We start from the raw sequence: 21,782 nt of genomic DNA, 5'->3' as shown, positions 1-21,782 counted from the left end.
GTCCGCCCGCCCCGGTCCCCGCTCCGCCCCGACAGCCCCCGAGGAGTCACCCCGATGGCGAACTTCGCCAAGCCGCGCGCCCCGCGCTTCAGCATGGAGGTGTACCAGAACGAGTTCCTCCCCCAGGGCGGGCGGGACGTCCACGCCATCGTCACGGTCACCTCCAGCGGCGGCGCCACCGCCACCACCGCGCGGGCGCTCGGGCAGGACGCGGCCGTGGTGATCATGGTCGACTGCTCCGGCTCGATGGACTACCCGCCGGAGAAGATGCGCGGCGCCCGCGAGGCCACCGCCGCCGCGATCGACACCCTCCGCGACGGCACGGCCTTCGCCGTGATCGCCGGTACCCACGAGGCCCGCGAGGTCTATCCCGGCCAGGGCCTCCTCGCCACCGCCGACGCGACCACCCGGGCGCGGGCCAAGGAGGCCCTGCGCGGCCTGGGCGCGGGCGGCGGCACCGCCATCGGCACCTGGCTGCGGCTGGCCGACGGCCTGCTGCGCCGCTCCCCGGCCGCCATCCGGCACGGCATCCTGCTGACCGACGGCCGCAACGAGCACGAGGACCCGGCCGTGCTGCGCGCCACCCTCGAAGCCTGCGCCGGCCGCTTCACCTGCGACGCGCGCGGGGTGGGGACGGACTGGGAGGTCAAGGAGGTGACGGGGATCGCGAGCGCCCTGCTGGGCTCCGCCGACATCGTCGCCGATCCGGCCCACCTCGCCGAGGACTTCACGCTCATGATGGAGAAGGTCATGGGCAAGGAGGTCGCGGACGTCGCGCTGCGCGTGTGGACCCCGGTCGGGGCGGAGATCCGGTACGTCAAGCAGGTCTCGCCGTCCGTCCAGGACCTGACGGGCCGCCGCGCCGAGGCGGGGCCGCGCGCCGGGGACTACCCGACGGGCTCCTGGGGTGACGAGTCGCGCGACTACCACCTGTGCGTACGGGTGCCGGACGCCTCCGTAGGCCAGGAGATGCTGGCCGCCCGCGCCTCGCTGGTCCTGCCGGGGCCGCCCGGCGGGCCGGGGTCCCCGGTTGCCCAGGGGCTGGTCCGGGCGGTGTGGACGGACGACCTCGCCGCGTCGACCGCGATCAGCCCGCAGGTGGCGCACTACACGGGGCAGGCGGAGCTCGCGCAGGCTATCCAGCAGGGGCTGCATGCCCGCAAAATGGGCGATGTCGACGGCGCCACGGCCAAACTCGGCCGTGCCGTGCAGTTGGCGAGCGCCTCCGGGAACGCCGACACCGCCAGACTGCTCTCCAAGGTGGTGGATGTCGTCGACGCGGCGGCGGGTACTGTGCGCCTGAAAGCCAAGGTCGCCGATGCCGACGAGATGACCCTTGAAACGCGTTCGACACAGACCGTCCGAGTGAAGAAGACCTGAGTAGACGCCTGCGGCGATGACGCGGGCAGAAGGGGGAAGCGCCGCGATGCCGACCTGTCCGAACGGGCACCAGTCCGCCTCCGACGACTGGTGCGAGGTCTGCGGCCACCGGATGGCTGCCCCGGTGGGCCCCTCCGCGGCCTCCTCCTACGGCTACCCTCCGACCACCGGTGAGCCGACCGCCCAGGCGGAGTTGTGCCCGCAGTGCAGGACCCCGCGCGAGGCCATGGCCCCGTTCTGCGAGGAGTGCCGGTACAACTTCCTGACGCGGACGGCGAACCCGTACGCCCCGGCGCCGGCCGCCCCCGACGCGGGCCCGGCCGGTACGGGTGCGCAGTCCCCGGCCGCCCCGGTGACCGGCGGCACCCCGCCGCCCCCGCCGCCGCTCCCGCCCCAGCCGGTGTACTCCCAGGACCACTTCGAGTACCAGGGCTCCCGGCCCTCCCGGGTCAACCGCCCGGCCGAGCCGCTCCAGGACGAGGACGACTGGCTGCTGCCGCCGCCGGCCGCCCCGGAGCCGCCCGCCCCGCAGGTGGCGGTGGCCCCGCCGCCCCCGCCCGTGGCACCGGCGCCGGTCGAGGCGTCCTTCCGGCCGTCCGCCCCGGCGGAGTACCCCGTGGAATACCCGGCGGAGTACCCGGCGGCGCCCGTTCCGGAGCAGTCCGGCACCGGCGGCTCCTGGACGGCGACGATCGGCCCCGACCGCTCGTACTTCATGGCGATGATGCAGCGCAGCGGTCCGGAGGCGGCCGGGCTCAACCTGCCCGCCTACTCCCCGGAGTTGCACCTTCCGCTCTCCGGCGGCCAGATCACCATCGGCCGCCGCCGCGCCTCGACGGGCGAGTCCCCGGACATCGACCTGTCGGTGCCGCCGGAGGACCCGGGCGTCTCGCACAGCCACGCGGTGCTCGTCCAGCAGCCCGACCTCAGCTGGGCGGTGGTGGACCAGAACTCCACCAACGGCACCACCGTCAACATGGGCGAGGAGCCGATCCAGCCCTACGTCCCGGTCCCCCTCGCCGACGGCGACCGGGTCCACCTGGGCGCCTGGACCACCATCACCATCCGGCGCGGCTGACCGGCTAGCCGTTCCCCTCCCCCAGGGGCCACACGTAGGGCCCCTGGGGGTCGTCGAGCCAGGCCCACTGCCCCTCGGCGGTGACCGTGACCCCGAACCGCTCGCGGGCCGGCCGGCCTTCGCCGCGCCACAGGTCCAGCGCCTCCCGGGGGCGCAGGACGCCCGCCGTCAGGATCAGCAGGAACTGGAAGCGCTCGTTCTCCACGAGCTCGTACGGGACCCCGTGCAGCGGACCGCCCGCGCCGGGCGGCGGCGGTCCGGCCGTGGCCCCGCGCAGCGGGACGAAGTAGGCGGAGGTGTGCAGGAAGCGGCCCTCCGCGAAGTCCGCGTCGCGGACCGTGAGCGCGATGAGCCCGGTCGACAGCGGGGCCAGGATGCGCGCCCCGGGCCGGCACTGGCCGAGCCAGGCGTGCGGGACCAGCGGCAGGGTGCAGGTGACCAGGATCCGGTCGAAGGGGGCGCGGGAGGGGCAGCCGCGCGCCCCGTCCCCGGTGACGACGGCGGGCCGGTAGCCGAGCAGCGCCAGGTGCGCCCGGGCCGACTCGGTGATCTCCTCGTCCAGGTCCACCGTGGTGACGTGCTCCTCGCCGAGCCGGTGGCAGAGCAACGCCGCGTTGTAGCCGGTGCCCGCGCCGACCTCCAGCACGTCGTCCCCGTCGCGGACGTCGAGGGCCTCCAGCATCCTCGCCATCAGCGAGGGCTGGCTGCTGGAGGAGAGCAGCTCGCCGTCCCGCAGCCGGGTCGCGAGCGGGGCGTCGGTGTACACCCCGCGCAGCCAGCGGGCCCGGCGCTCGGGATCGGGGTCCTCGGCCCACAGCCGCTCGTGGCCGGCTCCACGGCCGGTCCAGAAGTACGGCACGAAGACGTGCCGGGGGACGGCCGTGAAGGCGGCCCGCCAGGCCGGGTCCTCCAGCGCCCCGGCGGCGGTGAGCTCCCGCACCTGGGCGGCGTGCGCGATCTCCCGCAGATCGCGGGCCGGCTCCCGCGGTCCCGTTCCCCGCGGGGTGCGCGCCGCGTGTGCTCCGCCCTTGCCGCCCGTGCCGCCCGTGCCCATGTCTCCACTGTGCGGCGGGCGGCCGCCGCGTGCGAGCCCTCCCTGATCCGGTGGGGGCGGGCGGTCCTAGGTCCGGGGTCCTCCGTCCGGGTGTCTGAGACGATGGTCGGGTGAATGACGATCCGCAGAGCAACGTCCAGGAGACGACCTTCTTCGAGCAGGTGGGCGGCGAGGAGACCTTCCGCCGTCTGGTCCACCGCTTCTACCAGGGTGTCGCGGAAGACCCGCTGCTGCGTCCGATGTACCCGGAGGGGGACCTCGGGCCCGCCGAGGAGCGGTTCGCGCTGTTCCTGATGCAGTACTGGGGCGGCCCGGGCACGTACAGCGAGAACCGCGGGCACCCGCGCCTGCGCATGCGGCACGCCCCGTTCCAGGTGGACTCCGCGGCGCACGACGCGTGGCTGAAGCACATGCGGGAGGCCCTGGACGAGCTGGGCCTGGCGCCGGAGCACGAGGCGCAGCTGTGGCGGTACCTGACGTACGCGGCCGCCTCGATGATCAACACGGCGGGCTGAGACGTCCGAGACCTCGTACGGCCCCGCTGGAGGGCGGGGCCGTACGTTCTAGACCGGGCGGACCTGGAGGGTGCCGAGCCCGCCGACCGGGCCGGGACGGCGGGTCGCGACGGACCCGTAGGGGGTGCTGAGCCGCAGCCAGCCGCCGGAGGCGAACAGCGCCACCGGGGCGGGGGCCGCGGCGGCGCCGGGCGCGGGGGCCGGCACGGTGGCGCGTACGGGCCGCAGGAAGCCCAGGGACTGCGCGGCGTGGGCGGCGCGCAGCGGGAGCTCGGTGTCGCCGAGCGTCCGCGACCAGATCTCGCGGCCGATGCGGTCACGCTCGGAGCGGGTGCGGTGCTGCGGGGGCAGGGCCTCGTCCCGGGCCCGGAACTCGGCCACGGCCGCGGCGAGGGCCGCCCGTACGGCCTCGGGCGCGGGCAGTCCGGGCACGGGCTGCCAGCCGCCCTGGGGCGGCAGGACGCCCGTCCAGGGCGGGCCGGTGACGGCGCCCGGCACCCGGGTTGCGGCTCCGGCCTCGTCGACCGACTCCAGCAGCTCGCCCGCCGACACGGTCACGTCCAGCGGCGTCGCGAGGGGTGCGGCGAGCCGCACCGCGCGGACGGCGAGGACCTCGAAGGACGGCGGCCGTCCGAAGACGGCCAGCGCGCCGCCGCCCGCCCGCGCCTGCAGGCGGACCGCGGCGGCGCGGTCGTAGTGCACCAGCCGGCCCAGGAAGGCGGCGAGGTCCGCCGCCTCCCCGGAGTCGGCGAAGTGCAGCTGTTCGGTCATGCCGCGATGCGCCCTTCCGCGCCCTTGCGGCGGTCGGCGACCCGGCTCGCGGGCTCCTCCAGGTACTCCTGGAGGAAGACCCGCTCCTCGTCCGTGATGCGGCGCGGCCGCCCCTCGGCGAGGTTGTACGGCACGACGACCGTCTCGGCCCGGACGTAGACCGTCTCGGGCGCGTCCTCGGTCGCCTCGTCCTTGACCTCGTAGCGGATGGTCAGGGACGCGGCGCCTATCCGGGTGACCCAGGACTCGATGAGCACCGGCTCGTGCCGGTGCACGAGCGGCAGCTTGTAGTCGATCTCGTGACGGGCCACGACGGAGCCGCCCGTGAAGGACTCGCTGCCCTCACCGGGCGCCAGGCGGAACATGAAGTCGATGCGCGCCTCCTCCAGGTAGCGGAGGAAGACCACGTTGTTGACGTGCCCGAAGGCATCCATGTCCGCCCAGCGCAGTGGGCACCGGTAGTGGTGTCTGGCCATGTGCGACCTAGCCCCGGGTGAGCTTCTTGTAGGTGGCGCGGTGCGGACGGGTGGCGTCCGGGCCGAGCCGCTCGACCTTGTTCTTCTCGTAGGACTCGAAGTTGCCCTCGAACCAGAACCACTTCGATTCGCCCTCGTAGGCCAGGATGTGCGTGGCCACCCGGTCCAGGAACCAGCGGTCGTGGGAGACGACCACGGCCGCACCGGGGAACTCGAGCAGCGCGTTCTCCAGGGAGCCCAGGGTCTCGACGTCGAGGTCGTTGGTGGGCTCGTCGAGGAGCAGCAGGTTGCCGCCCTGCTTGAGGGTGAGCGCGAGGTTCAGGCGGTTGCGCTCACCGCCGGAGAGCACGCCGGCCGGCTTCTGCTGGTCCGGGCCCTTGAAGCCGAAGGCGCTGACGTAGGCGCGGGACGGCATCTCGACGTTGCCGACGTTGATGTAGTCCAGCTCGTCCGACACGACCGCCCAGAGGGTCTTCTTGGGGTCGATGTTGGCGCGGCCCTGGTCGACGTACGAGATCTTGACGGTCTCGCCGACCTTGATCTCGCCGGAGTCCGGCTTCTCCAGGCCCTGGATCATCTTGAAGAGCGTGGTCTTGCCGGCGCCGTTCGGACCGATGATGCCGACGATGCCGTTGCGCGGCAGGGTGAAGGACAGGTCGTCGATGAGGACCTTGTCACCGAAGGCCTTCGAGAGGTTGTTGACCTCGACGACGATCGAGCCCAGGCGCGGGCCCGGCGGGATCTGGATCTCCTCGAAGTCCAGCTTCCGCATCTTGTCGGCCTCGGCCGCCATCTCCTCGTAGCGGGCGAGACGGGCCTTGGACTTGGCCTGGCGGCCCTTGGCGTTGGAGCGGACCCACTCCAGCTCCTCCTTGAGGCGCTTGGCGCGCTTCTCGTCCTTCTTGCCCTCGACCTTGAGGCGCTCGGCCTTCTTCTCCAGGTAGGTGGAGTAGTTGCCCTCGTAGGGGTGCGCGCGGCCGCGGTCGAGCTCGAGGATCCACTCGGCGACGTTGTCGAGGAAGTAGCGGTCGTGGGTGACGGCCACGACGGCGCCCTTGTACTGGGCCAGGTGCTGCTCCAGCCAGTTCACGGACTCGGCGTCGAGGTGGTTGGTGGGCTCGTCGAGGAGCAGCAGGTCGGGGGCCTCCAGCAGCAGCTTGCAGAGGGCCACGCGGCGCTTCTCACCACCGGAGAGGTTGGTGACCGGCCAGTCGCCGGGCGGGCAGCCCAGGGCGTCCATGGCCTGCTCCAGCTGGGCGTCGAGGTCCCACGCGTTGGCGTGGTCCAGGTCGTCCTGGAGCTTGCCCATCTCCTCCATGAGCTCGTCGGTGTAGTTCGTCGCCATTTCCTCGGCGATCGCGTTGAACCGGTTGAGCTTGGTCTTGATCTCGCCGACGCCGTCCTCGACGTTCTCGAGGACCGTCTTGGACTCGTCGAGCTTGGGCTCCTGCATGAGGATGCCGACGGAGTAGCCGGGCGACAGGAAGGCGTCACCGTTGGACGGCTGCTCGATGCCCGCCATGATCTTCAGGACGGTCGACTTGCCGGCGCCGTTCGGGCCGACCACGCCGATCTTCGCCCCCGGCAGGAAGTTCAGGAACACGTCGTCGAGGATCACCTTGTCGCCGTGCGCCTTGCGCGTCTTGCGCATGGTGTAGATGAACTCAGCCAAGAGAAACCGTCCGGCAGATCGATGGTGGGCAGATACACCCCATACTGCCGTACGTCCATCCCCGGGGGGAAACGCGTATGGTCAGCGCCCTGATCTGCGCCTGAGCGCGGCCGGTGGCGGAAAAGCCCGGCGGGGGCCCCGGGCGGGCGGCAGGATGGCGGCCGGTCCCGGTCCGGTCCGCATCCTTCGGAGGACGCTGCAGCAATGGAAAGCACCCTGGTCGCGCTCGCCGGTACGACGATCGCCGTGGTGGGGACGCTCCTGGCCCCCGTCCTGTCGCAGCGCCTGCTGTCACGGGCGCAGTCGGACCAGTTCGAGCGGCAGGAGCGGGCGGCCGACGCCCAGTGGGCGCGTGAGCAGCGGGTCGCCGAGAGGGACAAGCGGCGCGGGTGCTACGTGGCGGCGAACGCCGGCTACCGGCGGTACCGGGTCGAGCTGATGAACCACCTGTGGCGGGTGCACAGGGGTGAGGTCACCCCGGCTGCGCGGGCGGCGCTGGACGACGCCCGGCACACGATGCACGGCGCCTTCGCCGAGGCCCAGATGGCCGCCTCCGACCTGGTCCTGGCGGAGCTGGACGCGATGGCTCTGACGCTCGCCCGGGCGTACGACCGGGTCATGCGGCTGGAGGAGGCCGGCACCTCCTCGGAGGAGGTCTTCGAGGAGATACGGGTGATGCTGCTGCGGGCCAACGACCAGTGGATCGGGATGCGCGGGGTGATGCGGGCCGACCTGGGGGTGCCGGGGCCGGCCGGCCCGTGAGGTCTGCCCGTGCCGTCAGCGGGGGCGGTAGACGGGCAGGGCGTCGGGGAGGGTGTCGAGGAGCAGGGCCGACGGGGCCTGGGCGTATTCGCCGTCGTAGGCGAAGGGGGTGCCCGGCGGGATGTCCTCGATGTGCAGGCGGCGCACCCGGATGGCCACGTGCGCCGGGGAGCGGGTCAGCGGTCCGGCGAAGGCGGCGGCGAGCAGGCGGGGGCCGGGCCGGCCGCCGCCGTGGACCAGCCGCAGGTCGAGCAGGCCCTCGCCGAGTCCGTCGCGGCGCCGGGGGGTGGGCCCGGTGCCCTGGTAGGTGCCGTTGCCGGCGAAAAGCAGCCAGGCGCTGCGGGGCCGCCCGGCCAGCGTCAGCCGTACGGGCCGTTCGGCGCGCAGCACCCGCCAGGCGGCCGCGACCGCGGCCGGCCCGCCGCCGATCCTCGGCGCCCACCGCAGCCGGTGGCGCAGCAGCTCGGGGTACACCCCGAAGCTGAAGGTGTTCAGGAAGTAGCCCCCCTCCCCTCCCCCGGAGCCCACGGCCCCGGCGGAACCGGATCCCGCGGCCGGGACGTCACCGGAGTCCGGAGCCGGGGCGTGGCCGGAGTCCGGGCCCGGCGCCGCACCGGGACCGGAGACCGGGGAGGCGAGGGGGCCGGGTCCCGGGGACGCGAGGGCGCCGGACCCCGGGGCCGGGGTGTCGGGCCCCGGGGACGGGGTGTCGGGCCCCGGGGACGGGGTGTCGGGCCCCGGGGACGGGGTGTCGGCAGAGGTGGCCGTGCGGTCGGGGGCGGGCCCGGGGCGGGTGGGCCGTGGCGTGCCGGTCGGGGTGAAGCGGCCGACTGACACGCGGACGGCCTGGCCCTCGGCGATCGCCCGGCAGGTGTCCTCCGGGCCGGTGAGGCCGAGGTCGAGGGCGAAGTGGTTCAGGGTGCCCCCGGGGAACACCGCGAGCGGCACGCCGGCCCGCAGCGCGGCGGTCGCGGCGGCGTTGACCGTGCCGTCGCCCCCGCACACCCCGAGCACCGCCGACCGGGCCGCGGCGGCCGCCAGCTCCGCCGCGAGCTCCTCGCCCCCGCACTCCACGACCTCCGCCTTCGGCAGCCGGTCCCGCAGCGCGTCGAGCGCCGCGGCCCCGGCCGTGCCCGCGCCGGTGTTCATCACCACCGTCAGCCCGGCCCCGTCCGGCAGCGCGGGCACCCCGGCCGCCGGCCGTTCGTCGCCCGGGACGGCCCGAGCCTGCTGCACGCCCCGCGCGAGCTCGCGCACGGCGAACCCGGCCGCCACCCCCAGCAGCGCGCCCGCCGCCACGTCCGACGGGTAGTGCACCCCGGTGTAGACCCGGGAGAACGCCACCGACGCGGCCAGCGGCGCCACCGCGGCCCCCCACACCGGGGACTCCAGCGCCAGCCCCGCCGTGAAGGCGAAGGCCGAGGCCGAGTGCCCGGACGGGAAGGAGGTGGTCCACGGCGGCACGGCCGGCTGCCGTACCAGCGGCACCCCCTCCATCAGCGGCCGCGGCCTGCGCACGGACCACTTGCCGACGGAGTTGACGGTGGCGGAGGCCAGCGCGAGCGAGGCGGCCGCCCGCAGCGCGGCCCGGCGGGTGCGCGGCGACCCGAGGGCCGTGAGCGCCGTGGCGATCCCGCCCCACAGCACCCCGTGGTTGGCGGCCCGCCCGAGCGCGGGCAGCGCCCGCTCGGCCGCGGGCCAGTGCCGTCGGGCCACGGCGTCGAACAGCCGCCGGTCCCACTGCGCGGCGGTGCCCCGCCAGGTCAGTCGCTGATCATGATCTGCCATTTCCCGCGCTTACCCCGGGCCCGCCCGCGTGAAGCACGCCGCCGCCCGTTCAGCCCTCCGTCTCCCCTTCCTCCCCTTCCAGCGGCCGCTTGCGCAGCAGCAGGACCACCATGCCGCCCAGCACCACCAGGCCCACCGCCAGCGAGGCGATCACCGGGGTGGCCGCGGAGCTGCCGCTGACGGCCAGCCGCTCCTCGTCCGGCGACTGCGTCTCCGGACCGGCGGTACCGGTCGGGATCACCTCGGCGCTGCCGGCCAGGGTGCCCACCTTCCCCGCCGGGCCGGCCGGCGGCTGCGGCCAGACCGCCGATGCGGTGGCGGTCGACGCCGACTCGCTGGAGCCGGCCACGACCTGCGCCTCGTCCGGGATCCCGCTGCTGAAGACCCGCCCGACCGGCACCTTGGTCGAGCCCTGCACGATGACCGAGGCCGTCCCGTCGGGGGTGCCGGCGGGCACCTCGAAGTACAGGCGGGTGCCGTCGGCCGCGGCGGTCACCGGCTGCCCGTCGGCGTCCACCACCCGCACCCCCATGGCCACGGCCGCCGCGTCCGGGGTGACGGACACGCTCTGCGCCCCGGTGCGGACCGTGACGGGGCCGATCCGGCTGCCGGCGGGTCCCGCCACCGGACCGGAGACCCGGCCGGGGTCCAGCCGGAGCGAGGCCGGGGGCTCCGGCAGCCGGCCCGCCTCCCGCTGGAGGTAGTCGGCCAGCTTCTCGGCCGCCTGGTCGGTGGCCTCGACCTGCGCGCCCTCCGCCAGCCGCCAGATCGCCACCTGGGTCCCGGCAGCCGCGCTCTCCGCCGTCAGCGCTCCGGCCCCGGCCGCCTTCGCCAGCCCGGCCAGGTCGTTGTGCTGCGGGTAGGAGTGCTCCAGCACCCAGCGGATCCGGCCGCCCGCCTCGGCGTTGCTCCCGAGGGGGCTGCCGCCCCAGCCGCTCTCGGTGTAGTGGGCCTGCGGCTGCGCGTTGCCCGCGACGCCGACCCCGTACGTCTGGAGCATGCCGCCGCCGTCGACGCGCATCTCGTAGAGCCCGGCCGGGATCTGCCGGACCGAGCCGTCCCGGGCGTGCAGGACCGCCTGGCCGTAGGTCTTCAGCCCGTCCAGCACGGCGCTCGCACCGCCGGCCGCCGCACTGGCCACCGCCTGGTCGTCGGCCCAGGCGCGGGCCCCCGGGGCGGCGGTGAGGGCGGCGGCGGCCAGCAGGGCCACGGCCAGCGGCCGCCGCACGGCACCGCGCACCGCGTTCCCCACGGCCGCGGAAGCCGCCCCGACGCCGACGCCAGGCAGCCCGTCATCCATGCGACCACCCGCGCGGGGTTCGGGAACCGGACGGCGGTCGAACAGCGGACGGGGATCGGGAACAGGGCCCGCAGAGGCGGCGGAAGCAGCGGGCACGCTCGTAAGCGGAACCACCGGCGGGGCCGCCGCGGCGGGGGCCGGTCCGTCCGTGGACGCGGCGGGGAACTCGGAGGACGCGCAGGACGCGGGAACAGCAATCGACACAGTCTTCCCCTTCGGGCCAAAGACCCAGGTGCCCGTGAGTACCGGGGAATCCTAGCCTCATCGAACACTCAGACCACCCCCGCCTTCTGAGGGCCCATCAGCGGGGTCTCCGTCTTGACCACCCTGCGGAAGGCCGCAGTTCCACGGTTCAGGTCGTGTCCGACGGCGAGCGCGTCGATGTCCGCCGAAAACCAGCGGACCCCTTCGCCGTCCGGCGGCCCTTCCCTGACCCTCAACCGCCCGTGCACCACGAGCGGTTCCCCCACCGAGACGGAACTCGCCAGGTTCACCGCGAGCACCCGTCGCGCCCACACGGTGTAGAAGCTGGTCGTGCCGTCCGTCCAAGCCTCGGTCCGCCGGTCGAAGTACCGCGGGGTCACCGCGAAACGGAACCTCGCCGACGGTCCGGTCACCGTCTCCTTGAAGTCGATCTGCGTCGCCACGTGCCCCACCAGCGTCACCAGGGTGTCGTTCATCCCGGCCGCCTCCCCACGTTCCGTACGACCCGCGCGGACCGTCCGCACGAGGTACGACCATGCTGGCCCGTCCCACCGGCGGACCGCCGCGGCCTGTGGACTACTGGCGGGTTGTGGACAACCTCGTCCCCCCTGCGGAGACGGTCGCGTACTGCTCGCGCACCTCCCGGTAGCGCAGCAGCTCGGCCGCCACCGGTTCCAGCACCCGCGCCCGGCCGCAGCCGGCCGCCGCCTGCCGGAGCCTGCGCTCCGCGTCCTGCCCGTACCTGCGCGCGGGGCCGCGGGCCGCGATCGAACAGGCCCACTCCACCAGCGGCCCGCCGACGATGCCCGCCACCATGAACAGCACGGGCGGCAGCAGCCTGGGCTCCAGGACCCCCGCGATCTGCCCGACCAGCCACAGCCCGCCGAAGATCTGCACCAGCGTCATCGCGGCCTGCGCCAGCACCGCCGCCGGCCACCAGGCGGGCCGGGGCGGCTTCGCCCCGGGCGCCGGGACGGCCGGGCCGAGGGTCACGGCCAGCTCGTCCAGCGCCTCCGGCAGCCGGGCGGCCCCGCGGACCGCTGTCTCCCGTACGGCCTGCGCCCACGGCTCGGGCAGCCCGACGACCGCCTCGTCCGCGACGGTCCGCACGGCCTGTTCCACCCGCTGCCGGGCGGTCACCTCCTCCTCCGCGGGCCCGGCCGCGACGGGCGCGGCGGAGCGGCCGATCACCGCCAGGGCGGACAGTCCGGCCAGCGAACGGGGGGCGCGCCGGTCCTCGTACCAGCGCCACAGCCGCAGCCAGGGCGTGCCGCAGGCCTTTCCGGCGTTGCGCCGCCAGGCCCGTTCGGCCGCGAGGCCGGCCGCGTACGCCCCGACGGCCTCGGCGAGCCGGTCCTCGAACTCGGCGCGCGCCGTCTCGCCGATCTCGGGCCCGGAGGGGCTGCTGTGCCCGTCGGCCACGTACAGCGGGCGCAGGCGGGCGGCGGCCCGGTCGACGTCGGCGGCGATCCGCCGGGTCGCGGCGCCCTTCTCCTGGGTGAACTGTCCGAGGAGCTCGCGCAGTTCCCCGACCCCTTCACCCGTCAGGGCGGACAGCCCGAGGACGGTGGCACCGGGTTCGCCGTGCTCGCCGAGCGCGATGCCGTCCTCGTCCAGGAGCCTTCGCAGGTCGTCCAGGACGAGGTCGGCCGCCTCTCCGGGGAGCCGGTCCACCTGGTTCAGGACGACGAACGTCACCTCCGCGTGCCCGGCCAGCGGCCTCAGGTACCGCTCGTGCAGGACGGCGTCCGCGTACTTCTCCGGGTCGACCACCCAGATCACGGCGTCGACCAGGGCCAGCACGCGGTCGACGTGTTCGCGGTGCACGCCGAGCGCCGAGTCCAGGTCGGGCAGGTCGACGAGGACCATCCCGCGCAGGGCTTCGGCCTCGGAGGTCTCGCGGGGGCGGCGGCGCAGCCGTCCGGGGATCTCCAGCCGGTCCAGGAGGCCTGCGGCCCCGTCCGACCAACTGCAGGCGATCGGCGCGGCGGTGGTCGGGCGGCGCAGCCCGGTCTCCGAGATCTGCACTCCGGCGAGTGAGTTGAACAGCGTGGACTTGCCGCTTCCGGTGGCTCCGGCGACGGCGACGACGGTGTGCTGGGCGGACAGGCCCCGGCGCGCGGCCGCCTCGTCGAGGACCCGGCCGGCTTCGGCGAGGGTCTTCCCGTCGAGTCGGGTGCGGGAGAGTCCGACCAGCTGACGGAGCGCGTCGAGGCGGGTCCGCAGGGCCTGGGCCTCGGGGCTGAGCGGGGGCGCGGGGGCCTTGCCGCCGTCGCTCCCGGCGCCGGAGACGGCGCGCACGAGGGCCTCCTCGCCCTCGTACGTCTCCTCGTACCCCTCCTCGTCCGTCTCCCGGGCCGGCCCCTCCCCCGGCTCCTCGGCCGGGAGCCCGTCCTCGGCCCCGCGTGAACGGGCCCTGCCGAAACCCCCCTTGCGGGTGGTCCGGTGGCGCGAGCGGGCGATGAAGCCGTCGTCCCAGCGGTCGGCCGCGCGTTCGGCGGCCCGGCCGCCCGTGCGGCCGTCCGTGCGGCCGTCCGTGCGCCCGTCCGTGCGGTCCGGGTCGCCGCCGGTGTCCGCGTCCGTGCCCGGGGCGGCGGTCCGGCCGGCGGCCCGGTCGCGGACGCGGTCACCGGCCCGGTCGCGCAGGCGCACCCCGTCCCCGTTCTGGTCGCGGACGTGGTCGCGGTCTCCGGCCTGATCGCGGTCGCGGTCGGTCAAGGCGGTCACCCCCTCACCTCTCCTTCTGCAGTACGGACAGCGCCGCGATCAGTTCGGCCTGTGGTTCCGGGGTCACTTCGAGCGCTTGGAGCGGAGCGAGCCGGCGGTCCCGCTCGGCGCGCAGGACCTGGTCGAGGTGGTCGCTGACCAGTTCCCCGCCCCGGTCGCGCAGGCGTACGGCGGCCTGGACGCCGATCCGCTCGGCGAGCTTCTCCCCCGCCGGGCGGGCCCGTTTGCCGCCGAGGAGGGCGGCGACGAGGAGGGCGGCGATGCCGTCGGGGTCGGGCGCGGGCTGCCTGTCGAGCTTGGCGACCTCCTCCTCCGCGAGTTCCTCCAGCACGCGCCGCCAGCGCCGTACGGCCATGCCGATACGTTCCGCCGCCTCCCGGTCGGGGCCGGGCAGCGGAACCGCCCCGGCGGCCGGTTCGCGGCGCCACACCTCGGCGATGCGCTCGTCGGCGGCGGCGACGGCGCACTGGAGCAGCGCGGCGAGGGATTCGGCCAGGGAGTCGAGGAGTTCGTCGGCGCTGGTGTCGAGGGGGTAGCCGCGCCAGCGGGTGAGGGCGTCCCCGGCGAGGACCGCGCCGCTGTCGAGGCGGCCCTGCACCCGCTTGCCCTCCCTCTTGTACGCGTCCTCGACGGCCGAGGTCAGCCGGACGGCGGCGGCGTGCTGGGCGGCGACGGCGGAGGCGAGTTCGGGCATGCGGCGCCGGAGGGAGTCGAGCGCGCCGAGCGCCGTGCGGCCGACGGCGTACTGGCGGGCGGCCGGGTCCTGGACGTGGTGGCTGAGCCAGGCGAGCAGCGGGGCGACGGCGCTGGCGGGCAGCAGTCCGCCGCCGCCGGCCGACTCGGGAAGCTCCGGCACCGTGAAACGCGGCAGGTCGCCCAGTCCGGCCCGGGTGAGCAGGGCCCCGTACTGGCGCGAGACCTCGGCGAGCACCTGGTGCGGGACGCGGTCGAGGACGGTGATCAGGGTGGCGTTGTACTGCTTGGCGGTGCGCAGCAGGTGCCAGGGGATGGCGTCGGCATACCGCGACGCGGTGGTGACCATGACCCAGACGTCGGCGGCGCAGATCAGCTGGGCGGCGAGGGTCCGGTTCTCGACGACGAGGGAGTCGATGTCGGGGGCGTCGAGGAGGGCGAGGCCGCGCGGGAGGGTGGAGACGGTCTCGATCCGCAGCTCGCGGGTGGCGGCGGCGCGGTGCGTTCCGGGCGGGCGGCCCTTGCGGGCGGGGAGCAGGTCGTCCTCGTCCTGGGGTGCCCATACGCGCATGAGGTCGGGCAGGACCCGCATCCCGGCGAACCAGTGGTGGTCGTCGGGGTGGCAGACGAGCACCGGTGTGCGGGTGGTGGGGCGCAGCACTCCGGCTTCGCTGACCTGGCGGCCGACGAGGGAGTTGACGAGGGTGGACTTACCGGCTCCGGTGGAGCCGCCGACGACGGCGAGCATCGGCGCCTCGGGCGCCTTGAGCCGGGGTACGAGGTAGTCGTCGAGCTGCGCGAGCAGCTCGGCTCTGGTCTGGCGGGCGCGCGGGGCGCCGGGCAGGGGCAGCGGCAGACGCACGGACGCGACCCGGTCGCGCAGGGCGGACAGGGCATCGAGCAGCTGAGGCCGAACATCCAAGGTCACCACATGCGAAGAATGCCCAATTTGGGACCATTTTTGAAGCTTATACGCCCTCTGCGCGCCGACCGCGACTCCTGTGGGACATCATGGACACGGAGGACGAGTGGGACGCAGGCATAACGAGTGCACAACACCCAGGCCGCCGCGGCGCAAAAGCGGTGCGAGAATCGCACCTGCCTGCGATTATCGGGACCGCTTCACCGAACCTCCACAACGTGGCACGCGAGGGAAGCAACCGGGACAAGGCAACCGGAGCCCTATCCTTGACCCGGCACCGACCGCAGTCCCACCCCCACCAAGGGGCTCCAGGCCACCACGGTCACCACCGGCCCCCGTAGCTCAGTGGATAGAGCAGGCGCCTTCTAAGCGCTTGGCCGCAGGTTCGAGTCCTGCCGGGGGCACTCTTCCTCCTCTTCGCCGGAGAACCCTGCGCGGCGTCCCGGCGGGACGCCGTCCACGGCTGGCGAAAAATCACCCGATCAGATCCTTGCAGGCGCAAAACGGCCGTCGCCCGGTCGGGCGGCTCAGGGCGCCGGCGACGGCGCCGGGCCGGAGTCCGCGGCTGCTCCGAAGGCCCTGACCGCCTGGTAGTAGGTCCAGGCCGTACCGTCGCACGAGGCCTTCTTACCCCCCGAGTACCGCGCGCAGACCCGTTCGAGGTCCGCGTGGAAGGCGGCGTCCAGCCGGGACTTGTTGGGCTGGAACGCGCCTGCCGCCCGGTAGTTGCGGTAGCCGAAGTCGTGGCGGGCGCACGCCGCGCGGAACGGGAAGCCGAAGGGGTTGTCCGGGGAGGTCGTGCAGTAGTCCGTCGACCAGTCGAACCCGTACGCGGCCCAGTCGGCCCGGTGCGCACGGGCCTCCAGCCAGGCGTCCTGGCTGGCCGCGGCGGCCTGCGTCCAGCGGCTCAGCACCTGCGGCTTGTCCGCCGGGACCGCCGGGAGGGCCGGGACGGCGGACGCGGGGGAGGCGAGGAGGAGCAGGGCGGCGGCGACGGCCGCCGCGGAGGCGGACAGACGGCGCGCGAGGGGGCGACGGGGACCTCCGGGGGCGGGGAGGGGACGCGTGGGGGCGGGGAGCGGACGCGTGGGGGCGGAGAGGGGACGCGTGAGGGCAGGGAGGGGACGCGTGGAGGCGGGAAGGGGGCTGCGGCGCATGGGCGTTCCTGCGGGGGCGCGGCGGCGGGCGGCGGCCGCCGCGGTGCTGAGTTCCGAGGGCCTTCGCCGCACCGGGGGTTGACCGGGGCTGCCCCTATAACGCGGGCCGGGCCCGGGCGTTGCTGCCCGCAGCGGGTCGGCCGCGCCCGGCACCACTCTCAGGTATGAGTCCGTATGCGACTTCCAGCAGAGCCGAAGTTGGTACCGGGGAGGGACGCGGTGATGACTTCCGCCGCGAACACTTGTCGGTATGAACCGTCGTCCGCTCGTCATCGCCGCAGCCATCGTGGGAGCCCTCGCCACCGCGGCCTTCGCGCTGCCCAATCTCCCGCCCAACCCGCTCACCAACGCCCTCAACGACCGGTTCTTCAAGGAGAAGGGCCGGCACTTCGCGACCGCCGGAGCCGCCGAGGCGCACACCCGCGGCGACCGGGCCCTCGCGCTGCCCAGCTGGATGCCCAAGGACGCCACGGACATACGGATCCAGGCCCGCGCCGACGGCAAGGCCCGGCTCATCCGGTTCACCCTGGGGAAGACGCCCCTCGACGGACCGCAGTGCGCCGAGGAGCCCGCGAAGAAGGCGGGCGGCCCCCGGCTGGGCGCCCGCTGGTGGCCGCGCGACGTCCGGGCCGAGGCACGGCCCGAGTGCCGCGACCACTACCAGTACCAGGTGTCGGTGCGCGGCAAGAAGGTCTACGCCTGGACCGACGGAACGCCCTCCCCGGGGTCCCGAATACCGCAGGGCACGCCGGCCGACCCGCGGCCCGGGGCCGTCCCGGCCGTGCGCCGCTGACGGGTCAGTCCCGTGCGAGGGCCTCGGCCGCGGCGCGTGCGAAGCCCTCGGGGTTGTCCAGCATGACGTTGTGCCCGCAGTCGGGGACGGGGACGACGGCGACCCCGGCGGCCTCCAGGGCCTCGGCCCCGGCGGGGGCGCCGTCCGCCTCCGGGTGGAGGAAGGTGCGCGGGACCTTCAGCGCCAGCAGCAGCTCGCGCATGGTGGGCGTCGTGCCCGCGGCGAGGTGCACGGCGCTGCGGTACAGCCCGGTACGGTCCGCCAGCCGCATGGTCGACCACCAGTGGGCGCCGGCCCGGTCGCGGACCTCGGCCCAGCCGCCGGCCAGGAACTCCTCCTCCGTGTAGGAGGCGATCCCGCTGCTGCCCGCCGTGCCCGGAGCGGGTGGCAGGGGGTCCAGGTTGGCGTCGACCAGGACGAGGCGGGAGACCAGGTCCGGGTGCCGGGCGGCCAGCACGATGGCCACCGCGCCGCCCATGCTGTGGGCGATCACCTCGGCCGCGTCGACGCCGGCGGCGGTGAGCGCCCGCGCCACGGTGTCGGCGTGCGCCTCCAGGGTGTACGGGAAGGCCTCGGGCCGGTCGCTGTGCCCGTGCCCGAGGAAGTCCAGCAGCAGCGAGCGCCGCCCGGCCAGCCTCGGGTGGACGGCGCTCGCCGCGAAGTAGGCGGGGGCGGTGGCGCCGAGGCCGTGCAGGTAGACGCGGGCCGGCTCCTGCCCCGGGAGTTCGACCCAGCGGATCCGGTCGTCTTCCGGCGTCACGACGGCACTGCGCACGGTGTGATTCCCCCTGGTCCACGGTGATCTCCAGCACGAGGTTAACCGGGACGCCGGCCGCCACCACTACTCTCGTGAGGTGATCGAGGAACTGAACCAACTCGACGGTGCGGCACCGCGGACCGGAGACCTCCCGAGGGGTTCCGCAGTGGCGGTGTGGTCGCTGGACACCACGCGCGGGGTGATCGGCGGCCACGAGGCCGAAGGGGCCGAGGCGCTGCTGGACGCCGACGAGCGGAAGCGGGCGGCCCGTCTGGTGCGGCCAGGCGACCGGCGCACCTACCTGGCCTCGCACCTGGGGCTGCGGGTGCTGCTCGGCTCGTACCTGGGCACGGCCCCCGAGCAGGTCCGGCTCGTCCGTGAGGACTGCCCGAACTGCGGCGGCCCGCACGGGCGGCCCGCGGTGGCCGGGGGCGGGGTGCACTTCTCCCTGTCCCACAGCGGCGGGCTGGCGTACCTGGCCTTCGCGGCGGTGCCGGTGGGCGTGGACGTGGAGGCGCTGCCCGGCGCGGCGGCGGTGGCCGACGTCCTGAGCAGCCTGCACCCGGCGGAGGTGGCCGAGATCGGCGAGCTGCCGGAGGACGGGCGGCGGGCGGCGCTGGCCCGGGTGTGGTCCCGCAAGGAGGCCTGCCTCAAGGCCACCGGAGCGGGCCTCGCCAACGGCCTGGTCGAGCCCTACGTCGGCGCGGCCCCCACCCCCGCCCGGGTGCCGGGCTGGACCCTGCGCGACCTCCCGGCACCCCCCTCCTACGCCGCCGCACTGGCCCTGCGCACGGCCTGAGGGCGCGCCCGTCCCGACGCACGTGCGCGCCCGCCTGACGGTCAGTGGCCTGACGGCGCGGCCGGGGTCGGGGCGGCGCGCCCGGTGGGGTGGTGTGTCGTGGGGCCAGTCGGCGCACCCTCCGCGCGGGGGTGGCCGGGCGGGCCGAGCATCGGGCGCATGACCGTGATGACCGCGTTCCTCCCGGCCGCCGCCCTGCTGGCGGCGGCCACCGTGCTGCCCCCGCAGCCCGCCGCGCACGCCGCCGGCGCCGATACGCCCACCGCGCCCTACGTCGTCGTCCTCAAGGACGCCACCACCCGCGCTCCGGCCCGTGCCCTGGCCGCCGAGGCGACGGAGGCGGGCGACCGGGTGGACGCTGTCTACGACACCGCCGTCAGCGGGTTCGCCGTGACCACCACCGCGGCCCGCGCCGCCGCGCTCGCCGCCGACCCCCGGGTGGCCTCCGTCGAACCGGACGCGGTGTACCGGATCTCCGACCCCGCCGCCCCCGCCGACCGCGCCCCCGAGCGGCCCACCGCCCCCGGGAGCCAGCCGCAGGCGCCCTGGCACCTCGACCGGCTCGACCAGCGCGCGCTGCCCCTCGACGGCGCGTACGCCTACCCCGCGACCGGCGAGGGCGTCACGGTCTACGTGGTCGACACCGGGATCAACACCCTCCACCAGGAGTTCGGCGGCCGCGCCCGGACCGGCTACAACGCGCTGTGGATGGAAGGCTCCGCCGACTGCAACGGCCACGGCACGCACGTCGCGGCCACCGTCGGCGGGGCCACGTACGGGGTCGCGAAGGGGGTCTCCCTCGTCGGGGTGAAGGTGGCCGACTGCCGGGGCGACGCGCGGCTGTCGCACATCCTGCGCGGCCTCGACTGGATGGTGAAGGACGTCGTCCGCGGCGGCCTGCCGCTGCGGCCCGCCGTCGCCAACATGAGCCTGGGCGGCTCCCGCAGCCACTCCATGGACGCCGCCGTCATCCGCGCCGCCGCCTACGGGATCACCGTCACCGTCGCCGCCGGCAACGAGGGCCGCGACGCCTGCCTGGGCTCCCCTTCTGGCGTCCCGCAGGCCCTCACGGTCGCCGCCACCGACGCGAGCGACCACCACCCCTCCTTCTCCAACCACGGCCCCTGCGTGGACCTCTCGGCTCCGGGCGTGGCCGTCGTCTCCGCCTGGAAGGGCTCCACGACCGCCCTCGCACGGGCCACCGGCACCTCCATGGCCGCCCCGCACGTCGCGGGCGCCGCCGCGCTGCTCCTGGCCGGCGGCACGGTCCACTCCCCCGAGCAGGTCCGCGCGGCCCTGCTCCGCGACGCCGCCCCGGACCTGATCACGGGCTTGCCCGCGGGCACCCCGAATCTGCTCCTCCAGGTACCCAAGGGCGCCTGAACCCCGCCCACCGGTCACCGACCGGTCGGTATCCGACCTCCGGTCCCACCAGGTCTGATGGGACATCAATGTCTGTGTGCTTCGCACCCGGGCAATCCATTGACTTCTCTGCACCGCGACGCGTCAATGACGGCCATCCGCACCGGCTCGGCCTCCCCCACACAGCGGGTGGGGGGAGGGTTCGTCATGACGAAGGAGTCGCGACCCAGTGAGTTCGAGAACGCTCAAGCGAAGAGTGCTGGCCGGGGCGGGCGCGCTGTCCCTGGCCCTGACGGGCGGCGTCGTGGCCCTGACCGGGCCGGCGCAGGCCGCGACCAAGACCACTCCCGTCCCCGTGAAGTGCGTCGCCCCCGCCCCCCAGCCGGGCGCGAACGGCAACCAGGACTACACGATCACGGTGCCGGACACCGCCAAGGCGGGTGAGACCGTACCGATCACCATCGACCCGGGCGAGACCCCGGTCATCCCGATGTTCACCATCGACACGGTCAACACCATCAAGGCGAAGCTGCTCGTCGGCGGGGTCGCCCAGACGGTCACCAGCCCCGCCGTCCCCAGCCACCAGGAAGCCAACAAGAAGTCCGACCCGCCCGCCTTCTCCGGCACGATCAAGATCCCGGACGGCAGCGAGGGCACCACCATCCAGATCACCATCGACCAGGTGGTCACCGACGCCGACCTCGGCGGCACCGTCTACACCACCACCTGCACCCCCGACCCGCGCCCCAGCGCCTCCGTCGGCTCCATCGCCGTCGAGGCCCTCCCCAAGGACCCGGTCACCACCAGGCTGACGCCCAACAGCGGCAAGGCGGGCACGGCCGTCGTCGCCACCGGCGCCAACTTCCCGGCCGGCCCGGTCACCTGCTCCGCCCTCCTCGCGGGCGCCGCCACCGGTGACACCGGCACCGGCACCGCGGACGCCTCCGGCGCCGCCACCTGCAACATCACCGTCACGAAGAAGGCCGACGCCATCAAGATCGACGGCTCGGTGCCGCCGGCCAAGCCGTTCGTGTTCGTCGAGGAGCAGGCCGGCGTCAAGAACCCGGTGGACGTCGAGGTGCTGCCCGGGCCGCTGGCCCTCGGCCCCAAGGACGGCCAGCCCGCCGTCAGCTTCGGCTCGGTGACCGTCAACGGCAAGGCCCAGTCGGTGTTCGGCGCGTTCAACGCCGCGACCGTCCAGGACTTCCGCGGCGGCACCCTCGGCTGGGACGTCACGGCGACCCGTACGCCGTTCCTGAACCAGACGACGGGCCACGCCATGGCCAAGGCCCAGCTCGGCATCCAGCCGTCCTGCACGGTGACCAACCCCGACAGCCCCAGCACCTGCACCGCGGGCGCGCCGGGCGCGATCACCGAGACCCCGATGAAGGTCGCCTCGCAGGCGGCCGGCGGTGACGAGCTGACCGGCGGCGAGTTCGCCGTGGGCGGCGCGGCGATGCTCCAGCTGCCGCCGTTCATGTTCGCCGACACCTACCAGTCGGTCGTGACCTTCTCGATCGCCTGACCGTCCCGCCCGGACGGACCCCGGTGGTGGGGGGGGGGGGGGGCGGC

General features: G+C 74.9%; 19 protein-coding genes and 1 tRNA gene. 9 read left to right on the top strand and 11 right to left on the bottom strand.

Annotated elements, in window-relative coordinates; translation table 11 throughout:
- Positions 1–54: 54 nt before the first annotated feature.
- Both ACFVXK_RS04720 and ACFVXK_RS04715 read left to right on the top strand, forming a co-directional pair.
- Positions 55–1,380, top strand: coding sequence for a VWA domain-containing protein (locus ACFVXK_RS04720; protein ID WP_389610073.1), 1,326 nt, complete (start codon positions 55–57; stop codon positions 1,378–1,380).
- A gap of 46 nt (positions 1,381–1,426) precedes the next feature.
- Positions 1,427–2,458 carry an FHA domain-containing protein gene (locus ACFVXK_RS04715; protein WP_389610072.1) on the top strand — a complete coding sequence of 344 codons (1,032 nt, stop codon included), beginning with the start codon at positions 1,427–1,429 and terminating at the stop codon, positions 2,456–2,458.
- Between the two features lie 4 nt (positions 2,459–2,462).
- Here ACFVXK_RS04715 and ACFVXK_RS04710 read toward each other — a convergent pair whose 3' ends face one another.
- Positions 2,463–3,512 carry a methyltransferase domain-containing protein gene (locus ACFVXK_RS04710; RefSeq protein WP_389610071.1) on the bottom strand — a complete coding sequence of 350 codons (1,050 nt, stop codon included), beginning with the start codon at positions 3,510–3,512 and terminating at the stop codon, positions 2,463–2,465.
- A 110-nt stretch (positions 3,513–3,622) separates the two neighbouring features.
- Between ACFVXK_RS04710 and ACFVXK_RS04705 the strand changes: the two genes are divergently transcribed.
- A complete protein-coding gene (locus ACFVXK_RS04705; RefSeq protein WP_362057865.1) occupies positions 3,623–4,027 on the top strand; it encodes a globin in 405 nt (134 codons plus the stop codon).
- Positions 4,028–4,075: 48 nt separating this feature from the next.
- Here the strand turns inward: ACFVXK_RS04705 and ACFVXK_RS04700 are convergent, their stop codons facing one another.
- Genes ACFVXK_RS04700 through ettA form a run of 3 tightly spaced genes read right to left on the bottom strand, consistent with a single transcriptional unit; the run spans position 4,076 to position 6,946 of the window.
- Positions 4,076–4,798 carry a hypothetical protein gene (locus tag ACFVXK_RS04700; RefSeq protein WP_389610070.1) on the bottom strand — a complete coding sequence of 241 codons (723 nt, stop codon included), beginning with the start codon at positions 4,796–4,798 and terminating at the stop codon, positions 4,076–4,078.
- A complete protein-coding gene (locus ACFVXK_RS04695; RefSeq protein WP_389610069.1) occupies positions 4,795–5,274 on the bottom strand; it encodes an acyl-CoA thioesterase in 480 nt (159 codons plus the stop codon). The genes ACFVXK_RS04700 and ACFVXK_RS04695 overlap by 4 nt, the downstream gene beginning before the upstream one ends.
- A gap of 7 nt (positions 5,275–5,281) precedes the next feature.
- Positions 5,282–6,946: an energy-dependent translational throttle protein EttA gene (ettA, locus tag ACFVXK_RS04690; protein ID WP_389610068.1), complete on the bottom strand. Its 1,665-nt coding sequence runs from the start codon at positions 6,944–6,946 to the stop codon at positions 5,282–5,284.
- Between the two features lie 204 nt (positions 6,947–7,150).
- Here ettA and ACFVXK_RS04685 point away from each other — a divergent pair, with 204 nt between their 5' ends.
- Positions 7,151–7,708: a hypothetical protein gene (locus tag ACFVXK_RS04685; RefSeq protein ID WP_389610067.1), complete on the top strand. Its 558-nt coding sequence runs from the start codon at positions 7,151–7,153 to the stop codon at positions 7,706–7,708.
- Between the two features lie 15 nt (positions 7,709–7,723).
- On the opposite strand, the gene ACFVXK_RS04680 is transcribed toward ACFVXK_RS04685, so the two are convergent.
- From ACFVXK_RS04680 to ACFVXK_RS04660, 5 genes are all read right to left on the bottom strand, one after another.
- Positions 7,724–9,496, bottom strand: coding sequence for a phosphatase PAP2 family protein (locus ACFVXK_RS04680; RefSeq protein WP_389610066.1), 1,773 nt, complete (start codon positions 9,494–9,496; stop codon positions 7,724–7,726).
- Positions 9,497–9,545: 49 nt separating this feature from the next.
- Entirely contained in the window at positions 9,546–10,796 is a 1,251-nt protein-coding gene (locus tag ACFVXK_RS04675) for a TQXA domain-containing protein (protein WP_389610065.1), read from the bottom strand.
- Positions 10,797–11,068: 272 nt separating this feature from the next.
- Positions 11,069–11,476, bottom strand: a complete 408-nt coding sequence (locus ACFVXK_RS04670) for a single-stranded DNA-binding protein (protein ID WP_389610064.1) — start codon at positions 11,474–11,476, stop codon at positions 11,069–11,071.
- Positions 11,477–11,576: 100 nt separating this feature from the next.
- Positions 11,577–13,727: a GTPase gene (locus ACFVXK_RS04665; RefSeq protein WP_389610063.1), complete on the bottom strand. Its 2,151-nt coding sequence runs from the start codon at positions 13,725–13,727 to the stop codon at positions 11,577–11,579.
- Between the two features lie 4 nt (positions 13,728–13,731).
- A complete protein-coding gene (locus ACFVXK_RS04660) occupies positions 13,732–15,351 on the bottom strand; it encodes a dynamin family protein (protein ID WP_389610062.1) in 1,620 nt (539 codons plus the stop codon).
- Between the two features lie 322 nt (positions 15,352–15,673).
- On the opposite strand from ACFVXK_RS04660, the gene ACFVXK_RS04655 reads away from it, so the two are divergent.
- Positions 15,674–15,746, top strand: a tRNA-Arg gene (locus ACFVXK_RS04655).
- A 123-nt stretch (positions 15,747–15,869) separates the two neighbouring features.
- On the opposite strand, the gene ACFVXK_RS04650 is transcribed toward ACFVXK_RS04655, so the two are convergent.
- The gene (locus ACFVXK_RS04650) at positions 15,870–16,358 is read right to left on the bottom strand and encodes a phospholipase (protein ID WP_389610096.1); all 489 of its coding nucleotides are present in this window, start codon (positions 16,356–16,358) and stop codon (positions 15,870–15,872) included.
- Between the two features lie 391 nt (positions 16,359–16,749).
- Here ACFVXK_RS04650 and ACFVXK_RS04645 point away from each other — a divergent pair, with 391 nt between their 5' ends.
- Entirely contained in the window at positions 16,750–17,292 is a 543-nt protein-coding gene (locus ACFVXK_RS04645) for a hypothetical protein (RefSeq protein WP_389610061.1), read from the top strand.
- 4 nt (positions 17,293–17,296) lie between these two features.
- On the opposite strand, the gene ACFVXK_RS04640 is transcribed toward ACFVXK_RS04645, so the two are convergent.
- Positions 17,297–18,067 (bottom strand): alpha/beta fold hydrolase, encoded by a 771-nt coding sequence (locus ACFVXK_RS04640; protein ID WP_389610060.1) that lies wholly within the window; start codon positions 18,065–18,067, stop codon positions 17,297–17,299.
- 79 nt (positions 18,068–18,146) lie between these two features.
- On the opposite strand from ACFVXK_RS04640, the gene ACFVXK_RS04635 reads away from it, so the two are divergent.
- The 3 genes from ACFVXK_RS04635 (at position 18,147) to ACFVXK_RS04625 (ending at position 21,735) form a co-directional block, all read left to right on the top strand.
- Positions 18,147–18,848 (top strand): 4'-phosphopantetheinyl transferase family protein, encoded by a 702-nt coding sequence (locus tag ACFVXK_RS04635; protein ID WP_389610059.1) that lies wholly within the window; start codon positions 18,147–18,149, stop codon positions 18,846–18,848.
- Positions 18,849–19,007: 159 nt separating this feature from the next.
- Positions 19,008–20,231, top strand: a complete 1,224-nt coding sequence (locus ACFVXK_RS04630) for a S8 family peptidase (protein ID WP_389610058.1) — start codon at positions 19,008–19,010, stop codon at positions 20,229–20,231.
- 208 nt (positions 20,232–20,439) lie between these two features.
- On the top strand, positions 20,440–21,735 hold the full coding sequence (locus ACFVXK_RS04625; RefSeq protein WP_389610057.1) for a hypothetical protein: 1,296 nt from the start codon (positions 20,440–20,442) through the stop codon (positions 21,733–21,735).
- The last annotated feature ends 47 nt before the right edge of the window (positions 21,736–21,782 follow it).

The organism is Streptomyces sp. NPDC058157 (assembly GCF_042884105.1).
In the GTDB taxonomy this organism is placed as follows: domain Bacteria; phylum Actinomycetota; class Actinomycetes; order Streptomycetales; family Streptomycetaceae; genus Streptomyces.
The sequence above is the reverse complement of the archived record's forward strand: the minus strand, read 5'-3'. Positions and strand labels throughout refer to the sequence as shown.

Bases quoted from the DNA above. Each gene is read 5' to 3' on its own strand.
- ACFVXK_RS04720 (WP_389610073.1), top strand. From the start codon at position 55: ATGGCGAACTTCGCCAAGCCGCGCGCCCCGCGCTTCAGCATGGAGGTG.
- ACFVXK_RS04715 (WP_389610072.1), top strand. From the start codon at position 1,427: ATGCCGACCTGTCCGAACGGGCACCAGTCCGCCTCCGACGACTGGTGC.
- ACFVXK_RS04710 (WP_389610071.1), bottom strand. From the start codon at position 3,512: ATGGGCACGGGCGGCACGGGCGGCAAGGGCGGAGCACACGCGGCGCGC.
- ACFVXK_RS04700 (WP_389610070.1), bottom strand. From the start codon at position 4,798: ATGACCGAACAGCTGCACTTCGCCGACTCCGGGGAGGCGGCGGACCTC.
- ACFVXK_RS04695 (WP_389610069.1), bottom strand. From the start codon at position 5,274: ATGGCCAGACACCACTACCGGTGCCCACTGCGCTGGGCGGACATGGAT.
- ACFVXK_RS04685 (WP_389610067.1), top strand. From the start codon at position 7,151: ATGGAAAGCACCCTGGTCGCGCTCGCCGGTACGACGATCGCCGTGGTG.
- ACFVXK_RS04680 (WP_389610066.1), bottom strand. From the start codon at position 9,496: ATGGCAGATCATGATCAGCGACTGACCTGGCGGGGCACCGCCGCGCAG.
- ACFVXK_RS04675 (WP_389610065.1), bottom strand. From the start codon at position 10,796: ATGGATGACGGGCTGCCTGGCGTCGGCGTCGGGGCGGCTTCCGCGGCC.
- ACFVXK_RS04670 (WP_389610064.1), bottom strand. From the start codon at position 11,476: ATGAACGACACCCTGGTGACGCTGGTGGGGCACGTGGCGACGCAGATC.
- ACFVXK_RS04645 (WP_389610061.1), top strand. From the start codon at position 16,750: ATGAACCGTCGTCCGCTCGTCATCGCCGCAGCCATCGTGGGAGCCCTC.
- ACFVXK_RS04630 (WP_389610058.1), top strand. From the start codon at position 19,008: ATGACCGTGATGACCGCGTTCCTCCCGGCCGCCGCCCTGCTGGCGGCG.